This is a genomic window from Streptomyces sp. NPDC101152 (assembly GCF_044768275.1).
In the GTDB taxonomy this organism is placed as follows: Bacteria; Actinomycetota; Actinomycetes; order Streptomycetales; family Streptomycetaceae; genus Streptomyces.
Window position 1 is genome coordinate 189,933 of record NZ_JBIWPO010000003.1, and the last position, 20,490, is coordinate 210,422.

General features: G+C 73.9%; 15 protein-coding genes. 9 read left to right on the forward strand and 6 right to left on the reverse strand.

Annotation, left to right across the window (positions count from 1 at the left end; all coding sequences use genetic code 11):
- Nucleotides 1–9: 9 nt before the first annotated feature.
- Nucleotides 10–1,503: a glycoside hydrolase family 3 N-terminal domain-containing protein gene (locus tag ACIRVK_RS05475; RefSeq protein WP_404244085.1), complete on the reverse strand. Its 1,494-nt coding sequence runs from the start codon at nucleotides 1,501–1,503 to the stop codon at nucleotides 10–12.
- A gap of 202 nt (nucleotides 1,504–1,705) precedes the next feature.
- Between ACIRVK_RS05475 and ACIRVK_RS05480 the strand changes: the two genes are divergently transcribed.
- Nucleotides 1,706–2,749 (forward strand): YbhN family protein, encoded by a 1,044-nt coding sequence (locus tag ACIRVK_RS05480; protein ID WP_404244086.1) that lies wholly within the window; start codon nucleotides 1,706–1,708, stop codon nucleotides 2,747–2,749.
- Between the two features lie 11 nt (nucleotides 2,750–2,760).
- Here ACIRVK_RS05480 and ACIRVK_RS05485 read toward each other — a convergent pair whose 3' ends face one another.
- Entirely contained in the window at nucleotides 2,761–3,546 is a 786-nt protein-coding gene (locus tag ACIRVK_RS05485) for a YqjF family protein (protein WP_404244087.1), read from the reverse strand.
- A gap of 117 nt (nucleotides 3,547–3,663) precedes the next feature.
- On the opposite strand from ACIRVK_RS05485, the gene ACIRVK_RS05490 reads away from it, so the two are divergent.
- The 4 genes from ACIRVK_RS05490 to ACIRVK_RS05505 all read left to right on the forward strand — a co-directional run bounded on the left by ACIRVK_RS05490 (nucleotide 3,664) and on the right by ACIRVK_RS05505 (nucleotide 12,563).
- Nucleotides 3,664–5,229 (forward strand): TIGR02677 family protein, encoded by a 1,566-nt coding sequence (locus ACIRVK_RS05490; protein WP_404244088.1) that lies wholly within the window; start codon nucleotides 3,664–3,666, stop codon nucleotides 5,227–5,229.
- Entirely contained in the window at nucleotides 5,226–6,467 is a 1,242-nt protein-coding gene (locus tag ACIRVK_RS05495) for a TIGR02678 family protein (protein ID WP_404244089.1), read from the forward strand. The genes ACIRVK_RS05490 and ACIRVK_RS05495 overlap by 4 nt, the downstream gene beginning before the upstream one ends.
- Entirely contained in the window at nucleotides 6,464–10,513 is a 4,050-nt protein-coding gene (locus tag ACIRVK_RS05500; protein WP_404244090.1) for a TIGR02680 family protein, read from the forward strand. Before ACIRVK_RS05495 ends, ACIRVK_RS05500 begins: the two co-directional genes overlap by 4 nt.
- A gap of 169 nt (nucleotides 10,514–10,682) precedes the next feature.
- On the forward strand, nucleotides 10,683–12,563 hold the full coding sequence (locus tag ACIRVK_RS05505) for a trypsin-like serine peptidase (protein ID WP_404244091.1): 1,881 nt from the start codon (nucleotides 10,683–10,685) through the stop codon (nucleotides 12,561–12,563).
- A 63-nt stretch (nucleotides 12,564–12,626) separates the two neighbouring features.
- On the opposite strand, the gene msrB is transcribed toward ACIRVK_RS05505, so the two are convergent.
- From msrB to ACIRVK_RS05525, 4 genes are all read right to left on the reverse strand, one after another.
- Entirely contained in the window at nucleotides 12,627–13,034 is a 408-nt protein-coding gene (gene msrB / locus ACIRVK_RS05510) for a peptide-methionine (R)-S-oxide reductase MsrB (RefSeq protein WP_404244092.1), read from the reverse strand.
- A gap of 13 nt (nucleotides 13,035–13,047) precedes the next feature.
- Nucleotides 13,048–14,439 carry a UDP-N-acetylmuramate--L-alanine ligase gene (gene murC, locus ACIRVK_RS05515; RefSeq protein WP_404244093.1) on the reverse strand — a complete coding sequence of 464 codons (1,392 nt, stop codon included), beginning with the start codon at nucleotides 14,437–14,439 and terminating at the stop codon, nucleotides 13,048–13,050.
- 735 nt (nucleotides 14,440–15,174) lie between these two features.
- Nucleotides 15,175–15,630: an indole-3-glycerol phosphate synthase gene (locus tag ACIRVK_RS05520; RefSeq protein ID WP_404244094.1), complete on the reverse strand. Its 456-nt coding sequence runs from the start codon at nucleotides 15,628–15,630 to the stop codon at nucleotides 15,175–15,177.
- 151 nt (nucleotides 15,631–15,781) lie between these two features.
- Complete coding sequence (locus ACIRVK_RS05525; RefSeq protein ID WP_404244095.1) at nucleotides 15,782–16,588, reverse strand: pyrimidine reductase family protein; 807 nt, start codon at nucleotides 16,586–16,588, stop codon at nucleotides 15,782–15,784.
- Nucleotides 16,589–16,625: 37 nt separating this feature from the next.
- On the opposite strand from ACIRVK_RS05525, the gene zapE reads away from it, so the two are divergent.
- From zapE to ACIRVK_RS05545, 4 genes are all read left to right on the forward strand, one after another.
- Nucleotides 16,626–17,732 (forward strand): cell division protein ZapE, encoded by a 1,107-nt coding sequence (zapE, locus tag ACIRVK_RS05530; RefSeq protein ID WP_404244096.1) that lies wholly within the window; start codon nucleotides 16,626–16,628, stop codon nucleotides 17,730–17,732.
- Nucleotides 17,733–17,900: 168 nt separating this feature from the next.
- The gene (locus tag ACIRVK_RS05535) at nucleotides 17,901–18,293 is read left to right on the forward strand and encodes a hypothetical protein (protein ID WP_404244098.1); all 393 of its coding nucleotides are present in this window, start codon (nucleotides 17,901–17,903) and stop codon (nucleotides 18,291–18,293) included.
- Nucleotides 18,294–18,383: 90 nt separating this feature from the next.
- A complete protein-coding gene (locus tag ACIRVK_RS05540) occupies nucleotides 18,384–18,962 on the forward strand; it encodes a carbonic anhydrase (RefSeq protein ID WP_404244099.1) in 579 nt (192 codons plus the stop codon).
- Nucleotides 18,963–18,970: 8 nt separating this feature from the next.
- Nucleotides 18,971–20,437 carry a SulP family inorganic anion transporter gene (locus ACIRVK_RS05545; RefSeq protein WP_404244100.1) on the forward strand — a complete coding sequence of 489 codons (1,467 nt, stop codon included), beginning with the start codon at nucleotides 18,971–18,973 and terminating at the stop codon, nucleotides 20,435–20,437.
- Nucleotides 20,438–20,490 lie beyond the last annotated feature (53 nt).

Here is a 20,490-nt window from a genome sequence, read left to right on the forward strand (position 1 = left end):
CGTGCGGCGTCAGCACTCCGCCGCCAGCACCTCCGCCGCCGCCCGCAGGTTGACCCGTCCGCGCCCGTAGGAGTGGACGTCGCCGCCCTCGGGCAGCCCGGTGTCCACGCGGACCGCGTCCGGACGCCGGGCCAGCAGGGTGTCGCGCAGCTCCGCCTGCCAGGGGTGCAACCCGGCGTCGCACGTGGCCACGACCAGCGGCGAACCGGCCGCGACGCGCAGGACGCCGTCGGCGAGGGCGGCCGGGTCGGCGGGCTCACCGCTGACCGCCGTACCGCAGGCACCGGGGTCGACGGCGCGCACCTCGGTGAGCAGGTCCTCGCCGCCCCAGTTGAGCGCGGGGTGGGGCGGCGGGAACAGGTCGACGACATGGGCGCCGCGCACCGGCGCCGGCACGGGCCGGCTGCGCACGGCGCGGCGGGCCGCCTCCAGGCCGGCCCCGGCGTCCCAGGCGGCGACCGGCCCGAGCGTCGGGGTCGCGTACCGCTCGGCGAGCCGCCCGACCCGCCCCGCGGCCTCCCAGACGCGCTCCTCGGACAGCCGCCCCGAGTGCAGCGCCTCGAGCACCTCGTCCCGGCAGGCCAGGGTGACCTCCAGGTCGGGTACGGCGACGATGACCTGGTCCGCGCCCGCGGCGAGCGCGATCCGCGCGCCGGCCGCCTCACCGTAACGGCCCGCGATCGCCTTCATCTCCAGGGCGTCGCTGACCAGGACGCCCTCGAAGCCGAGGTCGAGGCGGAGGATGTCGCCCAGGATGCGGCGGCTGAGGGTGGCGGGGCGGTTTTCGTCCAGCGCCGGGAAGACGACGTGCGCGCTCATCAGCATCGGCACCCCGGCCGCGACGGCCGCGCGGAACGGTTCGAGGTCGACGCTCAGCTCGTCGCGGGGCCGGGAGTCGACGGCCACGTCGTGGTGGCTGTCGGTCTCGGTGCCGCCGTGGCCGGGGAAGTGCTTGGCGCAGGAGGCGATGCCCCGGGCCTCGGTCGCGGTGATCCAGGCATGCAGGTGGCGGGCGGCGAGGCCGGGGTCGGCACCGAAGGAGCGGGTGCGCACGATCGGGTTGAGCGGATGGTGCTGCAGGTCGGCGACCGGGGCGTAGGAGGCGGTGATGCCGAGGGTGGCGAGGTGTCCGGCGAGGGCGTCGGCGCAGCGGGCGGTGAGGTTCGGGTCGTCGACGACGCCGAGGGCGTAGGAGCCGGGGACCTCGGGGGCGCCGGCGCCGACGAGGTGGCCGATGCCGCCGCCCTCGTTGTCGATCGCCACCAGCAGGTCGGGGCGGATGGCGCGCAGCGCGTCGGTGAGCTCGCGGACCTGCTCGGCGTCGCGTACGTTGCGGGTGAACAGGATGACCCCGCCGAGGCCCCGGTCGATCAGCCGCTTCAGGGTGTCTGGGAAGGTCGTGGTGCCCTCGAAGCCGGCGACGAGACAGCGGTGGACGGCCTCGTCCAGGTCCGAGGAGACGGGAGACGGGGGGCGGGTCTCGAAGACGTGCGGAGGGGTCACCTCTGGGATTCTTCTGACTCGCTCAGCCGGAAGTCAACCCTTCGTTGGATGATTGATTCACCAACGACCACTGGCCTCCGGGACGTCACCGCAGGTCGGCGGCCAGGACAACGTTCGCATCGCCGGCCCGACCGAAAACCGGCTGCGGCCGCACCGTCGTCCGCCCGCCCCCGGCCCTTCCGCTCCCGGACACCACGGCGTCATGCCGGGCGGGAACGGTTCCGCCGTGCTCCCGCTCGACGCCACGCCCGGAACACCGCTCCCCTCCGCGCTCCCGCGCGCCACCGGTCCCGCAGCCGGGTCCGCTCCCCGTCTCGCCACGCTCGCCCGCCGCGCCCTCGTGCTCCTGCCGCTGCTCCTGATCGGGGTCTGGGCGGCGGTCGACTGGCGGACGCTGCGGAACGGGACCGCCCGGCTCGGTTCCGCCGACCCGGGGTGGCTGACGGTCGCGTTCGTCCTGACCTGCCTGTGCTGGCTGTCCGCGGCCTGCGTCCGGCAGGGCGCGCTGCCGGAGCGGCTGCCGACCGGGCTGCTGATCGCGTCGCAGTTCGCGGCCGGCGCCGCCAACCACGTCCTGCCGGCGAGCCTCGGCGCGCACGCGGTCACCCTGCGCTTCCTGCTGCGCCGCGGGATCCCGCCGGCCCGCGCGGCGGCCTCCCTGGCCCTGTACTCGCTCGTCCGGCCGATCGCGAAGACGGCGGTGCTCCTGGTCTTCCTGCTCGCGTTGCCGGGGCCGGCGGGGCTCGGCGGCCTCGTCCCGGACGAGCGGACGTCGGCGCTGATAGCGGGCGGCTCGACGCTCGCCCTCGTCTTCGCCGCCGTACTCCTGGCGACGGTACGACGCCTGCGCCGCCCCCTGCTCGACGGCGTCCGCGCCGCGCTCACGGACGTCCGCGTGCTGCACACCCGGCCCGCCCGGGTCCTCGCCCTGTGGGGCGGGGCGGCCGCCGCGCCGCTGCTCCAGGCCAGCGTGATCCACGCGGTCGGCGCCTCGCTGGGCCTCACGCTGACCTGGGCGCAGGTCGCCTTCGCGTTCCTCGCCGCCAGCAGCGCGGTCGGCGCGGTGCCCGCACCGGGCGGCATCGGGCCCGTGGACGCCGCGATGGTGTACACCCTCTCGGTGTTCGGAACCCCGCTGGAGCTGGCCGCAGCCACCCTCATCGGCTACCGCGTCCTGACGGTGTGGCTGCCCCTGCTGCCGGGCGCGCTGGTGCTGTCGGCGCTGGTGCAGCGAAAGGTGCTGTGACGCCAGCCCGTTCACGGGGTCGGAATGCCCGCCGGGCGGGCGGGGCGGCCGAAGCGGGCCGGGACGCCGGGCGAGTAGAGCACGCTCACCGGCTCACCCACCGGCGCGGCCAGCCCCGCCGCGGCCACCAGGTCCTCCTCGCACTCCAGCAGCTCGGCCCGGTGCAGGGCCCAGCGCGGGTGCGCGTTGGGCAGGTACGTCGACCGGCCGAAGAACGTGCCGTGCATGCCCCAGCGGGCGGTCAGGAAGTGCTCCAGCCCGGTCGGTTCCTCGATCCGTTCGCCCACCCGCACGGCGATACGGCTACCGGCGCCCCGCGGACCGGGCAGCCGCCGGGAGCTGGTGTACGTGACGGTGTCCCCGTCGGCGCGGACCGCCATCCGCGACCACGCGTACGGCATCCGGAACCCGAGCCGCCCGACGGCCACCGGCAGCAGCCGGGACGCGTCCAGCGAGCGGAAGACCACGCCCCGCCGCCCGTGCCCGTCCACCGAGTAGAGCCGGACGTTGGTCTCGGGAAAGGTCCCCAGATACGGCACCCCGGGAAGCCGGAGCCAGCCGACCCGGTGCATCCGGAACGCCACGAGCCCCACGTAGGTGACCCCGCCGAAGGTGTCCGGGACGGTCCCGGGCGGCAGGAGCCCGGCCACGTCCCCCGGGTCCACCGCCCAGTGCACGAAGGTCAGTTCGAGCCAGGACTGGGTGAGCAGGGGGCGGGCTATCGCCTCCGGCGCGTCCGGGGTGACGGGCTGCGGGGGCACGGGGCTCTGCGGCCGTGAGGGGGGTGTCGGCGGCATGGGACCAGTATCGCAAGGGGCCGGGGCGGGGGAAGGCGCGCGGGGAGCCGCTCGGGCACCGGCCGCCTCACCGTACTCTGGTCAGGACATGACCAGGACAGGAAGCGGCGAGGTCGGGTGGATCAGGCAGTGCGGGTTCCGGCCGACATGTTCCGGTTCACGACGGACGAGCGGGCGCCGCTGTTCAGCGCGATCCTGCACGCGTTCGGCGAGGCGCACGAGCTGCTGGTGACCGCGCTGTCCCTGGACGAGGTGCGTGAACGGCTGCACGGTGCGGGGGATTTCGCCGCGCTCGCGGACGAGGAGCTGGCGGGGGCCCTCGGGCAACTGCGCGCGTGGCGGCTGCTGGACGCCGTACAGGACCACGCGGGCGAGCCCCGGACGGCCGAGGAGTACGAACGGCGGAGTCTGCGGTACTCCCTGACCCGGCTCGGCGAGGCCGCCCTCGCCGGGGTGCGGCACGCGCTCACCGCGCTCACCGCCCCGTCCGGTGCCCCGCGGACCGCGGTCCTGGACGCGATCGCCGACCGGCTGCACACCCTGGCCGCGCTGTCGGAGGACCCCGCCTCCGGCGACCGCCGGATCTGCACCACGCTGCGGGAGCTGGAAGGGCATCTGGACGCCCTGCGCTCCGACACCCGGGCGTTCCACGGCGAGGTGCAGCGCCTGCTGCACGCCTCCGGCACGGACCCGGCCGCCTTCCGCGAGGGCAAGGCGGCGACCGTGGCGTATCTGCAGGAGTTCCTCAGCCACCTCGACCAAAGCGCCGACGCCGTCGCGGTCGCGCTGGCCCGGGTCGAGGAACGGGGCGTGGATCCGCTGCACGCCCGGGCGCTCGCCGGCGCCGAGCTGTCCCCGCTCACGGCTGGTGACCCGGCCCCCTTCTGGCTGCGGGAGCGGCGGTCCCGCTGGGAGGTGCTGCGTGCCTGGTTCCTGCCCACGGACGGTGCGCCGCCCCGGGTGGAGCGGCTGCGCGAGGTGGCACAGCGGGCGATCGTGACGCTGTTGGAGGCGCGGGAGGGGATCGACCAGGCCCGGCCCGGGTCGTCGGGCGCCGCCGCGGACTTCCGGGAGCTGGCCCGCTGGTTCGCCCTCGCCCCGTCCGAGGAGGACCTGCACCGGCTGTGGGCGACGGCGTTCGGACTCGGCCCCGCCCGCCACGCGCACCTCGTCCACCCCGACCCGGAGGTCGTGCCGGCGTCGGCGGGCTGGGGCCAGGCCCCGCCGGTCGAGGTGTCGGCGCTGCTGCGCTCCAGCGGGCGCACGGAACGGTTCACCCGCCCGGGTCGGGTACGGGACGTCGCCGCGCTGAAGAGCGCCCGCGCCGAACGGGCCCGGGCGGAGCGGGCCGAGTTGGAGGCGGCCTGGGATCTGCTCAGGACGACGGCGCCGGTGCGGCTGTCGCACGTCGGGCGGCTGGACCACCGGGTGTTCGAACGGCTCCTCGACCTGCTGGGCCGCGCGCTCGCGGTGCGCCCCGGCAGCGACGGGGTGCGGCGCGCGGTCACCGCGGACGGCCGGGTGGAGGTGCTGCTGCGCGCGCCGGACGGGCCCGGTCGGGCACTGCTGCGCACCTCGCACGGGCGGCTGACCGCCCCGGACTACGTGCTCGAGATCCGTCCGGCGGGCGGCGCGGCGCACCACCCACACGAGAACGAACAGCAGAAACGCATGGCCGGATGAGCAATCTCGCCAACCAACTGGTCGTCGCCGAGCGCGAGGAGGTGGCCCGGGGCATCCGCGTCCTGCTGGCCCGTCCGCTGCTCACCGAGCAGGACGACCCGGACGCCTTCGACCTGGTGCGCCGTCGCCGCGAGCCGCTGACCCGGTGGTTCGACCACACCCTCGGCTGGCCGCTGGTCGTCGAGCCCCGCCGGGGCCGCGCCCGGCTCTCCAAGATCCGCGCGTACGGCACCGGGGACCGTCCGGCCCACCGGCCGGGCCCGGGCCGCGCACCGCTTGACCGGCGCCGCTACGTGCTGCTCTGCGTCACCTGCGCCGAACTGCTGGCGTTGCCGGTGACGACCGTGGGGCTGCTGGCCGACCGGGTGGCGCGGGCGTCGGCCGAGGGCGAGGCGCTGCCCGCCTTCGACCCCGCACGGCGCGATGACCGGGTGGCCTTCGTCGACGTGCTGCGCCTGCTGGAGTCGTACGGCGCGGTCACGGTGCTCGACGGGGCGACGGAGGCGTACCCGGAGTCGGCCGACGCGAAGGTGCTGTACGAGGTGCGGCCCGAAGTGCTGTCGCGGCTGATCGCGGCGCCGGTCAGCCCGTCACGGCTCTCCGCCGCCGGCACCGCCCCCGGCGAAGTGGCGGGCCGCTTCGGGGGGGTGCTGACCGCGCTGACCACGGAGCGGCGCTACGGCGGTGGGCAGGAGGAGCCCTCGGCGGCGCAGCGCACGCTGTGGCTGCGGCACACCGTGCTGCGCCGGCTCTTCGACGATCCGGTGGTCCACCGGGACGAGCTGACCGAGGACCAGTCGCGCTACCTGTCCTCGCCGACAGGGCGTCAGGTGCTGCGGCGCGCCGCCGAGCAGGCGGGCTTCGTGCTGGAGGAACGCGCCGAGGGCTGGCTGCTGGCCGATCCGGAGGCGGTGGCCACGCAGGAGAGGTTCCCGGACGACTCCTCTCCCGCCAAGGTCGCCGCCCTGCTGCTGCTCGACGAGCTCACGGGGAGCGCCGAGGGGTGCTCCAGCGCACGGCTGACCGCCGCCGCGCAGGGCCTGCTGGCCCGTTTCCCCGCCTGGGGCAGGGCGTATCACTCCGAGGACGGCGCGGCGCGGCTGGCCGAGGACGCGGTGGGGGTGCTCGTCCGCTTCGGCCTCGCGCGCCGCACCGGGGACCGGGTCGCCGCCCGGCCCGCGGCGGCGCGCTACCGGCTGGCGGGCATCGACGGGCGTGACGGAGAGGACCAGGCATGACGGTGACCGAGCCGGCCGGGGTCCCCGGTCCGCGCCGCCGGGGCACGCGACGCTGGCGCCCGTCGCGGGCCGGTGTGCTCAACGTGTGGCGGTACTACGACGAGGTGTTCGCCTTCCACCGGGGCCGCCTGCTGCTGCGCGGCCCCAACGGCACGGGCAAGTCGAAGGCGCTGGAGGTGCTGCTGCCCTTCCTGTTCGACGCGAGCCTGAAGCCCAGCAGGCTGTCCACGTTCGGTGGCACCGAGCGCACCATGCACTGGAACCTCATGGGTGAGGGCGCGACCGGCGTCACCCGGGTCGGCTACGTGTGGCTGGAGTTCCGCACCGACGCGTCCGACGGCCCCCGCTGGTTCACCATCGGGGCCCGGCTCCAGGCCACCGCCCGCACCACTTCGGTGGGCGTCGACTTCTTCACCCTGCGGGACCGCATCGGCACGGCCGACGGGCCGAAGCTGGTCGGCGAGGCGGGCCAGCCGCTTTCGGTGGCCGGGCTCAAGGAGGCGCTGGCCGACCGGGGCGAGGTGCACGACACGGCCGCCGACTACCGGGAGGCGGTGCGGCAGACCCTGTTCCCGGGGATGTCCGAGCAGCGGTACGAGGCGCTGATCACGGCGCTGCTGCAACTGCGCACCCCGAAACTGTCAGAGCGGCTGGACCCGTCCCTGCTGTCCACCCTGCTCTCCCGCGCCCTGCCCCCGCTGGACGGTGACGAGATCTCCGAACTGGCCGACGGTTTCGAGCGGTTGGACCGCGGACGCGAGGAACTGACCCGCCTGGACGAGCGGGTGGAGGCCGCCGGGCGGCTCGCCGAGCGCGGCCGCACGTACGCGCAGCGCGTGCTGCGCGCCCGCGCCGCCGACCTGGCGTCCGCCACCGTCGAGTTGGACGACCGCACGCGCGCCGCCCGGGAGACCGACGCCGCCTTCGAGCGCGCCCTGGTCGAACGGGACCAGGTCGAGGGGCAGTTGGCCGAGGCGGAGGCGCTGGCCGGGGAACTGGTGTCCCGGATCGAGGTGCTGACCGCCTCGGATGAGTACCGCCAGGGCCGGGAACTGGACCGGCTGCGCCGGCGAATCGGCCAGGTCGAGGCCACCGTCGAGGAGCGGCGCCTCGCGGCCGAAGCGGCGCGGGCCGAGGCCGAGGAGGAGGCGGGGCTGGCGGCCGCGGCGCAGCAGGAGGCCGCCGCGCAGCAGGACCGGACCCGGGCCGCCGAGGAGGAGACCGGGCGGGCCGCTCAGGCGGCCGGGCTGGCGGCGGTGTGGGCGCAGACGGCGGCGGCGCTCGCGGACGGCGAGGACGACCGCGCCCGTCAGCTGGTCTCCGGCGCGGTGCGCGCCCGGCTCGGGCAGATCGCCGAGGTGCGCGGCGCCCTCGACGCCCATCGAGCCGCCGTGCGGGCCCGGGCGGCGGCCGAGGAAAGCCTGGAGGCGACGCGGACGGCGCTGGCCGAGGCGGGCGCACGCCGCGAGGAGGCGGCGGGGGCGTACGCGGCGGCGGTCGAGTCCCAGGCCGTACGGCTCGAACAGTGGGCGCGCGACTGCACCGGACTGCGCTTCGACGAGTCCGCCACACACGAACTGACACGGCAGGCCGCCTCCGAGGCCGGGACCCTCGCGGTGACGGAGGCCGTGGCACGGGCCGTGGAGCACGAGCTGACCGCTGCCGAGACCTTGGCCTGGCAACGCCACCAGAACCTCACCGCGGAGCGCACGGAAACGGCCGAGCGGGCCGCCCGGTCGGAGGAGATCGGCGAGCCGGTGCCCGAACCGGCGCGGACCCGTACCGCTGATCGTGCCGCGCTGCCCGGGGCGCCGCTGTGGCGGCTGGTCGCGTTCCACGACACCGTGCCGGACGCCCAACAGGCCGCCGTCGAGGCCGCGTTGGAGGCGTCGGGGCTGCTCGACGCCTGGGTCGGACCGTTCGGCGGGCTGGTGGCCGTCGGGCACGACACGTTCGCGGAGGCGGAGTGGGCCCCGGCGTCGGTGGCCGGCCGGAACCTGACGGAGGTCCTGCGACCGGAGGCCGACGCCCCCGTGCTGGCAGCGCGCATCGAGCGGTTGCTGTCCTCGATCGCTTACGGCGAGACGCTCCCGGACGGTCCGGCGGCCGCCATCGGCGCGGACGGCACCTGGCGGCTCGCCGCCGCGACCGGCAGCTGGGCCAAGCCGGAACCGGCCCACATCGGAGCCGCGGCCCGGGAGCGCGCCCGCCTCCGCCGTGGTGACGAACTCCTCGCCCGCATAGGGGAGTTGGACGCGGCGATCGGGTCCTGTGCCGACGAGCTCGCACTGCTCGCGGACCGGCGTCGCACCCTGGACGTGGAGCGGCAGGGCCGCCCCGACCACGGTCCGGTGAGCGCCGCCCGCCGCGCCCTGGACCGGGCCGAGGCGGAGGCCGCCGCCCGCGAGGACGCCGTACGCACGGCCGCAGGGGTGCTCGCGGACCGGGAGCGCGAGGTCGCCCGGGCCCGCGAGGGCCTCGACGCGCTCGCCACGAAGCATGGCCTGCCCGCCGATGGGAATGCGCTGGACGGGCTGGTCGAGGACACCGAGACGCTGCGCGAGGCGGCGGGACGGTGGCTGCTGGCCTCGGTGCGGCTGGCCGCCCTGAGCGGGGCCGCCGCCGAGGCCGCCCGGCGCGCCGGGCGGGCGGGGCGCGGCGCCGAGGAACGGATGGCCGAGTGCCGCGAGTCTGAGGCCGAGGCGGGCTCCCTGACGGCCGCGGTGGCGGAGGCGGAGCGCGCCGCGGGCGCGCCGTACGAAGACGTCCTCGGCCGTATCGAGGAGCTGCGCACCGAGGCCGGACGGCTCGAGCGCACCGGGCGGCAGCTGAGCCAGACCCTCCTCGAACTGGCCACGATCATCGGCTCGTTGGAGAGCCAGCGGGCGGTCGCGTTCGAGCAGCGGGACCTCGCGATCACCGTCCGCGACACGGCCGCCGAGCGGCTGCGGCACTGTCTCGCGCTCGGTCTGGGCGCCGACGCCGGGTTCGAGGAAGGCCCACCGGCGCCCGACGCAGCGGTGGCGGCCGTGCAGGCGGCGCGGGCGATCGCAGACCGCTTCCCTGCCGTACCGCACTCCCCGAAGGACATCGCGGACGCCCTGGAGCTCCTGGCGGAGACCCGGTACGCCACCGCCGTGACCCTGGGTGAGCGGGTCGACGTGCGTCTGGAGGCGCGGGGGGACCTGCACGTCCTCACCGCGTCCGTGGACGGCACCCCGCTGGGCGCGTCGGATCTCCTGGCGGCGCTGACGCAGGAGCGCGACCGGGGGCGGGCGGACCTCACCGCCGGGGAGCGGGGCCTGTTCGACCGGATCCTGACCGGGAACGTCCGGCGCCGTCTGGCCTCGCGCATCCGTGGGGCGAACGAGCTGGTCGACGCCATGAACGCCCGCCTGGAACGGGTCCGCACCGCCTCCCGGGTCGCCGTACAGCTGGCGTGGCAGGTCGACCCCGCGCTGCCGCCCGGCACCCGGGCCGCCCGCGACCTGGTGCTGAGGGACCCGGCCGGGCTCAGTGACGCCGAGCAGGAGGCGCTGCACCGGTTCTTCCGGGAGCGCGTCGAGGAGGCCAGGGCCAGCCGGACGGCGGGCAGTTGGGAGGAGCAGCTCGCGCGGGTCCTCGACTACACGGCCTGGCACCGGTTCGTGGTGCGGCTCGACCGAGGGAACGGCAAGGGCTGGCAGCTGCTGACGAAGCAGCTGCACGGCGCGCTCTCGGGCGGCGAGAAGGCCATCGCGCTGCATCTGCCCCTGTTCGCGACGGTCGCCGCGCACTACCACGCGGTGCCCGAGGCGCCCCGGTTGATCCTGCTGGACGAGGTGTTCGTCGGTGTGGACGCCACCAACCGGGGTCAGGTCTTCGCCCTGCTGTGCTCCCTCGACCTGGACCTGCTGCTCACCTCCGACCACGAGTGGTGCACGTACCGTGAGCTCGACGGGATCGCCGTCCACCAGCTGATCACCGACGGGGACGACGACGCCGTGACCACCGCCCGTTTCGTGTGGGACGGCACCGGCCTGCTGCCCGAAGAGGTCGCCGGGTGAGGCGTCCTGCGGTGGTGGTTCCGCCACCGACTGCGTAGCCGACGTTCCGTAAGCGTTCACCATGTCGTCGATCGCCTCGTTGTTCCATCACCGCACATGCGTCCCATACGCTTTGCCGGTCACGGCCGTTGCGTGCTGAGCACGCCAAGCGGGGGAATGGCAGGGGACATTGCGCACATCACAGCTGCACCGTGCCGGTCGACGCCGCGCCTTCCTCATCGCCGCCGTCACGGCGCTCCTCGCGCTGTGCGGGACACTCGTCGCCGGGGCCGGCACGGCAGGCGCCACGGGTGCCGCAGGGGTGTCGGCGTCCGCGATACCGGTCACGGCGCCGCCCCGCCCACCCGGCGTGCCCCGTTGGACGGCGTCCGCGGCCGGCAAGTTCTGGACCGCGCGCCGCATGCTGGCAGCGAAACCGTTCCCGGACGGCAGGTCACCCACGGCCGGCAAGGCAGCCGGGACCTCCACCCCAAGCGCGGAGGGCACGGGCCGAACGGGGCCCAGCAGCTCGCACTTCGGCGGGCTGCCGATGATCGGCCGGATGTACATGCAGACCGGCAGCGGTGCCTATTTCTGCACCGCCAGCGTGATCAACAGCCCGCACCACGACATCGTGCTCACCGCCGGGCACTGCATGGACGCCCGCGCCGGCGGCGGCTCGTTCGCCTTCGTCCCCCAGTGGACCGCCGCCACCCCCCAGCCGTACGGGGTCTTTCCCGTCGCCACCGACTCCGAGGGTCGTAGCCGGGTCTGGATCGACGGCCGTTACTACGACCGGGGGCGTGTCCGGGGGGCACCGTGGGACACGGCGTTCGTCCAGGTCGGCGCGCGCAGCGACGGCAAGCAGGTGCAGGACGTGGTGGGCGGCAACACGCTGGCCACGGGGCGCGGCGCCGTCTTCCCCAGCGTCCGGCTCATCGGCTACCCGGGCGCCGACTCGCAGCCGCTGATGTGCGACAACCAGACCACGCTGTACACCCCGACGGACGGCACCCCCGGCTCGTACCTGCAGATCGCCTGCGACGACTTCCGGGGCGGCACGAGCGGCGGCCCGTTCCTGGCGAACTTCGATCCGAACAGCGGCACCGGTGACGTGGTCGGTGACATCGGCGGCTGGGACACGGGCGGACCGACCGCCGACGTCTCCTACAGCCCCGTCTTCGACTCGAGCATCCAGAACCTGTACGACGCCGCGGTCGCCGGCATCGCCCCCGCGCGTCCCAACGTGCTTCCCGGCGCTTCGACGCTCGCCCACGCCACCCTCATGACCTCCGGCTACTTCACGCCCACGCCGTCACCCGACCCGGACAAGAGCGACCTGATCGCGCGCTGGTCGGACGGCGAGCTGACCCTGTACCGGGGTGCGGGCAACGGGCGGTTCGACCAGGAGATCCAGCTCGTCGCGCCCAACAGCACCTGGAAGAAGGCCGTCTCACTCACCGCCGGGGACTTCGCCGGAGCCAACACCTACGACCTGCTGGTGCGTTGGACCGACGGCAGCCTCACCCTCTTCCCCGACGTCGACGCGAACGGTCTGCACCGCCAGATCAGGATCGTCAGGTCCGGCACCCTGTGGCAGCACGAGGTCGCCATGACCGCCGGCCGCTACACCACCGACGACCGCTGGCCCGACGACCTGATCGTGCGCTGGTCCGACGGTGAGATCACGCTCTACCGGAACATCGACTCCACCGGCCCGCACGGCACCGTCCGGCTGGAGGCACCCAACTCCATTTGGACGCATGCCGCTTCCCTCGCGTCCGCCGACTTCACCGGGACCGACGAGTCGGATCTCGTGGTCCGTTGGTCCGACGGCTCCCTGACCCTGTACCCGGACGCAGACCAAGGCGGCTTCCACGGCGAGGTGCGGCTGCAGGCGGCGAGCCCGCGGTGGACCCACGCCAGGGTCACTCTGGCGGGCGACTTCACGAGCACCGACACCCGGTCCGACGACTACCTCGTGCGCTGGTCCGACGGCGGTCTGTCCCTGTACGGGGACTCCGGCAGCAGCCTCGGCACGGAGACGGTCCTCGCGGCAGCCGGACCGTGAAAGAGAACGTCGGGCACTCGGCCGACCCGGCACGGCCGGGCCGGCGAAGAGCGCTCCCGCGTGTCAGCCCTCGGCGGGCGTCAGCCGCAGCGAGATGCTGTTGATGCAGTACCGCTGGTCGGTCGGGGTCGGATAGCCCTCACCCTCGAAAACGTGCCCGAGGTGCGAACCGCACCGGGCGCACCGCACCTCGGTGCGGACCATGCCGTGCGAGCGGTCCTCGATCAGCTCCACCGCGTCGGTGTCCTTCGGGTCGTAGAAGGACGGCCAGCCGCAGTGGGACTCGAACTTGGTGGTGGAGGTGAACAGTTCGGCACCGCAGGCGCGGCAGGAGTACACGCCAGTGGTCTTGGTGTCGGTGTACTCACCGGTGAACGCCGGCTCCGTGGCGGCCTGCCGCAGCACCGCGTACTCGGCCGGCGTCAGCTCAGCGCGCCACTGCTCGTCCGGCTTGTCGACGTCGTACGCCATGAAGCTCAGCCCCTTACTTCGCGAGACGGTCCAGGATGCGCGGTCCGAGGTCGGTGACGTCGCCCGCACCCATGGTGAGAACGAGATCACCGGCCCTCGCCATTCCCGCCACCACGTCCGGCACCGCGTCCTTGTCGCGCACCGCCGTCACGTCCGCGCCCGCGGCCCGCGCGGCCTCGATGATCAACTCGCTCGTGACCCCGGGGATCGGGTCCTCACGGGCCGGGTAGATGTCGAGCACGACGGACGCGTCCGCGAGCGCCAGCGACTGCCCCATCTCCTTGCCGAGCTCCTGCGTCCGGGAGAACAGGTGCGGCTGGAAGACCACCAGGATCCGGGCCTCGCCCGCCGCGGCCCGCATCGCCTCCAGGTCGGCCGTCATCTCCGTCGGGTGGTGGGCGTAGGAGTCGATCACCTGTACCCCGGCGGCCTCGCCCTTGAGCTGCAGCCGCCGCTTGACGCCGGTGTACGCGGCCAGCGCGGGCGCCAGCTCGCCGGCGGGGACGCCCAGCGCGACACCGGCGGCGAGGGCGGCGACGGCGTTGTGCGCGTAGTGCCTGCCGGGCACGGAGACGGTGAAGGTGAGCGGCGAGCCGCCCATCTCGACGGTGACCTCGCTCTTGAGCCCCTGCGCGACGACGGAGACGACCCGCACGTCGGCGTCCTCGGCCTCGCCGTACGTCACCGTCCGGACCGAACCGGCCAGTCGCCGGGTCAGCTCCCCGGCCCCCTCGTGATCGGCGGAGATCACCAGGGTCCCGCCTGGCACGATCTTCCCGGCGAAGGTCTCGAAGGACTCGTAGATCTCGTCGATGGAGGCGTAGTTGGCGTGGTGGTCCAGCTCCACGTTCAGCACGATCGCCACCTCGGGCGCGTACTTGTGGAAGCTGCGGTCCGATTCGTCGGCCTCGGCGACGAAGATCTCGCCCTCGCCGTGCAGCGCGTTGGAGCCGGGCGCGTCCAGGTCGCCGCCGATCGCGTACGACGGGTTCAGGCCCAGCTCGGACAGGGAGACGGCCAGCATGGATGTGGTGGTCGTCTTGCCGTGGGTACCGGCGACGGCGATCGGCCGCAGGCCGTCCATCAGGGCGGCGAGGGCGTCGGAGCGGTGGACGACCGGGACGCCCAGCTCGGCGGCGCGGGCCAGCTCGGGGTTGTCGGCGCGGATCGCCGAGGAGACGACCACACAGCTGGCGTCGTCGGCGAGGTGCTCCGCCGCGTGCCCGATGTGCACCGTGACACCCAGGGCCCGCAGCGCCTCGGCGGTCGCGGACTCCTTCGCGTCACTGCCCGCCACCTTGGCCCCGCGCTGCGCGAGGATCTTCGCGATGCCCGACATCCCGGCGCCGCCGATACCGATGAAGTGCGGCCGGTCCATGGCGGGAGGAAGGGTACCGGGTGCCATGCGTATGTCTCCCAAGCTGCGATGATCAAACGTCCTACGACGGAACGCACCCACCCTATGCCGTCCACACCCCCAGCCCCCTCAAGGGGCACCCGGCACGGCACCAGCGAGGTCGCTGGGAGCGCGCCAGGGGGCGCCACTGCTCGGCGCGACGCGCTCGGCCGATACAGCGCGGAAGCGCGGTCCGCCCCTCCGGGCACGAGGCACCCCGGCCAGGGCGAGACAGCCCGGGCCAGTCAAGGGCCCGGGGCGACACGCTCCGAACCCGGCGCGGCGCGCTCGACCGATACAGCGCGGCAGCGCGGTCCGCCCCTCCGGGCACGAAGCACCCCGGCCAGGGCGAGACAGCCCGGGCGCGGCGAGGGCCCGGGGCGACGCGCTCCGGAGTGACGGCGGCCCAGCGGGGTGAAGCGGCACAGGGAGGGGCGGCGCGGGGTGGCAGCATGCGACTGCCACGCCACACGGGCACCATCCGCCACAGCACAACCCCGTCCGGGCAGCGCTCACGGGCCAGGGGGCGCCCAGCGGGCGTCATCCAGCGGCGCGGAACCCGTGGCGGCACGCGCCTGCGCCGCGCGAGCGCGACCCGTCACGGCACGAACCCATCCGGGCAGCGGGGGCTTCCAGCGGGCGCCAGCCGGCGGCGCGGGCCCCGCGTCACCGTGGGGCTGCGGTGCGTCTGCGCACCCGGCGCGGCGACCGGCTCAGCCCAGCGGCAGCGGTAGGCGGCAGCGGCTACGCCTTGCTGTGGGAGAACAGTTTCAGTACCGGTACGCCCACCTTGTGGCGGGCCCGGGACGCCCAGTCCCGGTGGAAGAACTCCTCCACGTAGTGGGGGTCGGTCAGCACGATGACCTCGTCGGCGTCGATCTCGCCGACCAGCGCCTTGAGGGCGTCCAGGGGATGGTCCTCGATCAGACGGCCCTCCGCCGCGCTGCCCGACGCCTGCAGGGCCTGCAACGACACCTCCAGCGCGCGTTCCCCGAAACTCTTCGCCTCCTCCCCCTCGGGGGTCGCCCCCTCGCGCGCCGCCTCGTCCAGTTCGCCGAGCGCGACGTCGTCGATGGCCCGCAGCAGGCGGTCCGCCTGGTCGCCGCGGGGCTGGAGCAGCACGTGGAAGGCGACCTCCTCGTCGCCGTGCAAGCCGGTGACGAACTCCACGTCTGCGGACGTCAGGGCCTTCTCGATCATCAATACGCTTGTGAACACCGGGCGCCCCTTCTGCGGAAACCATCCTGCCCCGTGATCTCACGGGGACTGCGAGATTCAGTGTGCCCACCGCACGGCAAGCGGAACGGCACATTCCGCCGATTTCGGGACCGGCGGTACCGATGATCGAATGTCAGCTCCGCTGGTAGCGGCTGAACAGAAACCCCTCCTCCTCGAGCAGGGACACCAGAGCGAACCGATGCGGAACCGCGACCGAGGGCCCCCCGGCGATCCGCTGGGCGTCCCCCGCGGTGAGCATCGGGGCCACGGTCAGGCACAGTTCGTCCAGCACCCCCGCGGCGACCAACTGCCCCAGCAGCCGCGGCCCACCCTCGGTCAGCAGCCGTGTGTGACCGAGCTCACCGAGGGCCCGTACGGCACGGGCGGGCTCCACGCCGACCCCGTCCCCGGCGATCACCACCCGCGCGCCCGCCTTCTCGGCGGCCAGCACCCGGTCGGGAGCGGCCGCGGCACCGGTGAGGATCAGGGTCGGCACCACCGGCGAGGTGAACAGCGGCAGGGAGAAGTCCAGGTCCAGACCGGCGGTGACGACCGCGATCGCCGGCACCGGCGCCTGCCCGGCCGCCTCCCGCACCGGCTCGAACTCCGCTCGCACGCGGGCCGGGCGGTACCCCTCCTGACGTACCGTTTCCGCACCGACGACCACGACGTCCGCCAGCGCTCGCAGTGTGCCGAAGATCCGCATGTCGGTGGCGTTGGAGATCGGCTGCGACCTCCCGTCGTGCTGCGCGGCCCCGTCCAGCGTGGAGACCATGTTGGCCCGCAGGAAGGGCACGCGCTGCCCACCGGAGGCCGACTCGGGATAGGCGTAGGCGGCGGCGAGTTCGGCGAGGCTCCAGTCACGGTCGTCCGGCCCGGCGGGCCCCGCGCCGGAGGTCGTCGGCTCTGTCTGGTCGGTCACAGGGAACAGGCGTCGCATGTCGTGCAGTGTTCCACGACGCTTAGCATGGGTAACCGTGTCGTCCTCCCCTTCCGCTCCCGGCCTCAGCCCGATCGCCGACGCGTCCCCGGTGTCCCTGTGCGCGCGTGCGCCGCACGTCCCCGCGGAGCGCCTGGTGGCCGAGATGGTGCCGCCCCCGCGTTTCGACTCGGTGCGCTTCGACACCTACATACCGGACCCGAACCAGCCCAGCCAGACCGAGGCCGTACGGATCCTGGAGGGCTTCGCGGGCGGTCTCGGCGGGGCGCACGCGGTCGGCGGCGGCAAGCGCGGCCTGTTCGGGCTCGGCAGGGCCAAGGCGCCGAAGACCCCGGCCGGCCCGCGCGGGGTGTACCTCGACGGCGGCTACGGCGTCGGCAAGACCCACCTGCTCGCCTCCCTCTGGCACGCCACCCCGGCGGAGCCCGCGCTCAAGGCCTTCGGCACCTTCGTGGAACTGACCAACCTGGTCGGCGCCCTCGGCTTCCAGCAGACGGTGAAGACCCTCTCGGGCCACCGGCTGCTGTGCATCGACGAGTTCGAACTGGACGACCCCGGCGACACCGTCCTGGTCTCGACCCTGCTCGGCCGTCTGGTCGAGGCCGGCGTGGCGCTCGCCGCCACCTCCAACACGCTGCCCGGCAAGCTCGGCGAGGGCCGCTTCGCCGCCGCCGACTTCCTGCGCGAGATCCAGGGTCTGTCCGCCCACTTCCGCGCCCTGCGCATCGACGGCGAGGACTACCGCCACCGCGGCCTGCCCGAGGCACCGGCGCCGTACGCGGACGAGCAGGTGACCAAGGCGGCGTACGCCACCGAGGGCGCCTCGCTCGACGACTTCCCGCACCTGCTCGCGCACCTCGCCACGGTCCACCCGAGCCGCTACGGCGCGCTCACCGACGGTCTGCGGGCGGTCTGCCTCACCGATGTGCAGCCCGTGCCCGACCAGGCGACGGCGCTGCGCCTGGTGGTCCTCGCGGACCGGCTCTACGACCGTGAGGTGCCGGTCGTGGCCTCGGGCCTGCCCTTCGACCGGCTGTTCAGCGAGGAGATGCTGAACGGCGGCTACCGCAAGAAGTACTTCCGCGCGATCTCGCGGCTCACCGCACTGGCCCGGGACGGCAAGTCCCTCGTCGCCGGCCATTAGTGCCGGGGCACTGGATCACGCCAACCCACCGACGCTATTCAGGCTCTCTTCGGCTCGAAACGTAGAGTTAACCCTGCAAACGGCATCCTCGGGTTACGGTGTCTCTTGACCAGTCGTTGACCACCCTTTGGTCGACGCAAGAGGCACGAAGGGCACGGAGGGGGGCGCATGTTCCGAGGTACGACGGCCAGGGCCGCCCTGGCCCTCCTCGCGGCGGCCCTGCTCGCCCTCCAGTTCTTCACTCCGACCGCACCCTTCGCAGCCGCGCACACCGCTCGTCACGCCGTGGCCAAGGGCCTGTCCGGAACCCAACTCTCCGGCAAGGTACTGCGTGACGAGTCCGCCACGCCCGGCCGCTGCGGTCCGTCCGGGGACCCGACCGGTCCCCTGCGCACCCGCGACCGTCATGTGAACACCGGATGCGCGCCCGAGGAACCCGAGCGCCAACTGCTGGCCGAGGACCCGGCGTCCGTCCATGAACCGGTCGCGCCCGGCGCCGTTCACCTGTCGAGACACTCGACATCCCGCTCCCCGGCGGCACTTCAGGTCTTCCGCTGCTGAGGGAGCCGAGCAGAACAGCGCAGTTCCCCCCATCCTGTCCTGCCCACACCGACGCGCCCCCCACGGCGCGCCAGGAGGAGTCACCACATCATGCAGCCCCTCATCGACAACGCCCGTTCGTTCGGCTCGCGCCCTGAGGAGTTCGCCAAACTCGCAGAAGGCCAGTCCCCGCAGGTGCTGTTCATCACCTGCTCCGACTCCAGGGTCGTTCCGGCCCTGATCACCGGCGCCCGCCCGGGCGAGCTCTTCGAGCTGCGCACCGCGGGCAACATCGTCCCGCCCTACACCTCCGAGCACCCCACCAGCGAGGCGTGCACCATCGAGTACGCGGTGGAGGTCCTCGGCGTGCGCGACATCGTGGTCTGCGGGCACTCGCACTGCGGCGCCGTCGGCGCGCTGGTGCGCGGCGACGACCTGGACGCCGTACCGGCCGTGCGCGACTGGCTCGCGAGCGCCACCCCGCGTCCGTCCGGGACCGTCGAGGACCCGACCGTGGCCGAGGGCGTGCAGAGCCACGTCCTGACGCAGCTGCTGCGGCTGCGCTCGTACCCGTACATCGAGAAGAAGCTGAAGGACGACCAGCTGTCGTTGCACGCCTGGTTCTACGAGGTCCACACCGGCGCCGTGCGGGCGCACGATCCGGCCACCGACGTCTTCAAGGCCCTGTGAGCGCCGCGATGACGACCCTGACCTCCAAGTACCCCTGTCTGAGGCAGGACTTCCTCGCCTCCATAGTCGTCTTCCTGGTCGCCGTGCCGCTGTGTGTCGGTGTGGCGGTCGCCTCCGGCGTCCCGGCGGAGCTGGGCCTGGTCACCGGCATCGTGGGCGGCCTCGTCACCGGGTTCCTGCCGGGCAGCAGCCTCCAGGTCTCGGGGCCGGCCGCGGGTCTGACCGTGCTGGTCTTCGAGGCGGTCAGCGAGTTCGGCGTGGGCACGCTCGGTGTGATCGTGCTGGTGGCCGGTCTGCTGCAGCTCGCCATGGGCTTCCTCAAGATAGGCCGCTGGTTCCGGGCGATATCCGTCTCCGTCGTCGAGGGCATGCTCTGCGGCATCGGACTGGTGATCATCGCCGGGCAGATCTACGCGGCGGCGGGCCTGAAGGCACCGGGCACCGGCCTCGGCAAGATCGCGGGTCTGCCGGGGGCCGTCGTCGACGCGCTCGGCAGCAGCACGGCCCTGGCCTCGCTCGCGATCGGCGCGGGCACCATCGCCGTGATCGTGCTGTGGAAGCGGGTGCCGAAGGCGGTGCGGTCCGTGCCGGGCGCCCTCGCGGCGGTGGTCCTGGCCACGGTCGCCACCCTCGCCCTGGGCCTGCCGGTCGCCACCGTCACCGTGGAGGGCCTGTTCGGCGTCGTCCAGGTGCCGGGGACGGACGCCTTCGGTGAGCTGGCCAGCCCTGCGATCTGGGGCACGATCGTCGCGTTCGCGCTGATCGCCTCCGCCGAGAGCCTGTTCAGCGCGGCGGCCGTGGACCGGCTGCACGACGGTCCGCGCACCGAGTACGACAAGGAGATGGTCGCCCAGGGCGTCGGCAACACGGTGTGCGGCCTGCTCGGCGCGCTGCCGATGACGGCGGTGATCGTGCGCAGCTCCGCCAACGTCAACGCCGGCGCGCGCACCAAGGCCTCGCGGGTGATGCACGGCGTCTGGCTGTTGCTGTTCGCCGCCGCGCTGCCGTCCGCCCTGGCTCTGGTCCCGATCCCGGCGCTGGCCGGCATCCTGGTGCACGCGGGCTGGAAGCTGATCCCGTTCCGCCAGATCTCGACGCTGTGGCGCGGCCACCGGGGCGAGGCGCTGATCCTCGTGGTCACGGCCGTGTCGATCGTCGCGGTGAACATGTTCGAGGGCGTGCTCATCGGGCTGGCCCTGTCCGTGGCCAAGACCGCCTGGGAGGCCTCGCACCTGAAGACCGAGATCGTCGACAAGGGCGCCGGCCCCATCCAGGTCCACCTCATGGGCAACGCGACCTTCCTCAGGCTGCCCAAGATCCTCGACAGCCTGGAGGCGCTGCCCCAGGACCGCCCGGTGGAGCTGGACCTCTCCGGTCTGCACCACCTGGACCACGCCTGCCGTACGGCGCTGGAGAACTGGGCCGAGCGGCACACCGCGGTCGGCACCGAGCCGGTGCGGGTGACCACCGCGTAGGCACCCCGGTGGCTGGTCACCGGTCCGTCATGGCCGGGGACCAGCCACCGGGC

Coding starts and splice junctions, on each gene's coding strand:
- msrB (WP_404244092.1), bottom strand. CDS start 13,034: ATGGCGTACGACGTCGACAAGCCGGACGAGCAGTGGCGCGCTGAGCTG.
- ACIRVK_RS05525 (WP_404244095.1), bottom strand. CDS start 16,588: ATGCGACGCCTGTTCCCTGTGACCGACCAGACAGAGCCGACGACCTCC.
- murC (WP_404244093.1), bottom strand. CDS start 14,439: ATGGCACCCGGTACCCTTCCTCCCGCCATGGACCGGCCGCACTTCATC.
- ACIRVK_RS05545 (WP_404244100.1), top strand. CDS start 18,971: ATGACGACCCTGACCTCCAAGTACCCCTGTCTGAGGCAGGACTTCCTC.
- ACIRVK_RS05535 (WP_404244098.1), top strand. CDS start 17,901: ATGTTCCGAGGTACGACGGCCAGGGCCGCCCTGGCCCTCCTCGCGGCG.
- ACIRVK_RS05495 (WP_404244089.1), top strand. CDS start 5,226: ATGAGCAATCTCGCCAACCAACTGGTCGTCGCCGAGCGCGAGGAGGTG.
- ACIRVK_RS05485 (WP_404244087.1), bottom strand. CDS start 3,546: ATGCCGCCGACACCCCCCTCACGGCCGCAGAGCCCCGTGCCCCCGCAG.
- ACIRVK_RS05540 (WP_404244099.1), top strand. CDS start 18,384: ATGCAGCCCCTCATCGACAACGCCCGTTCGTTCGGCTCGCGCCCTGAG.
- ACIRVK_RS05480 (WP_404244086.1), top strand. CDS start 1,706: ATGCCGGGCGGGAACGGTTCCGCCGTGCTCCCGCTCGACGCCACGCCC.
- ACIRVK_RS05500 (WP_404244090.1), top strand. CDS start 6,464: ATGACGGTGACCGAGCCGGCCGGGGTCCCCGGTCCGCGCCGCCGGGGC.
- ACIRVK_RS05520 (WP_404244094.1), bottom strand. CDS start 15,630: ATGATCGAGAAGGCCCTGACGTCCGCAGACGTGGAGTTCGTCACCGGC.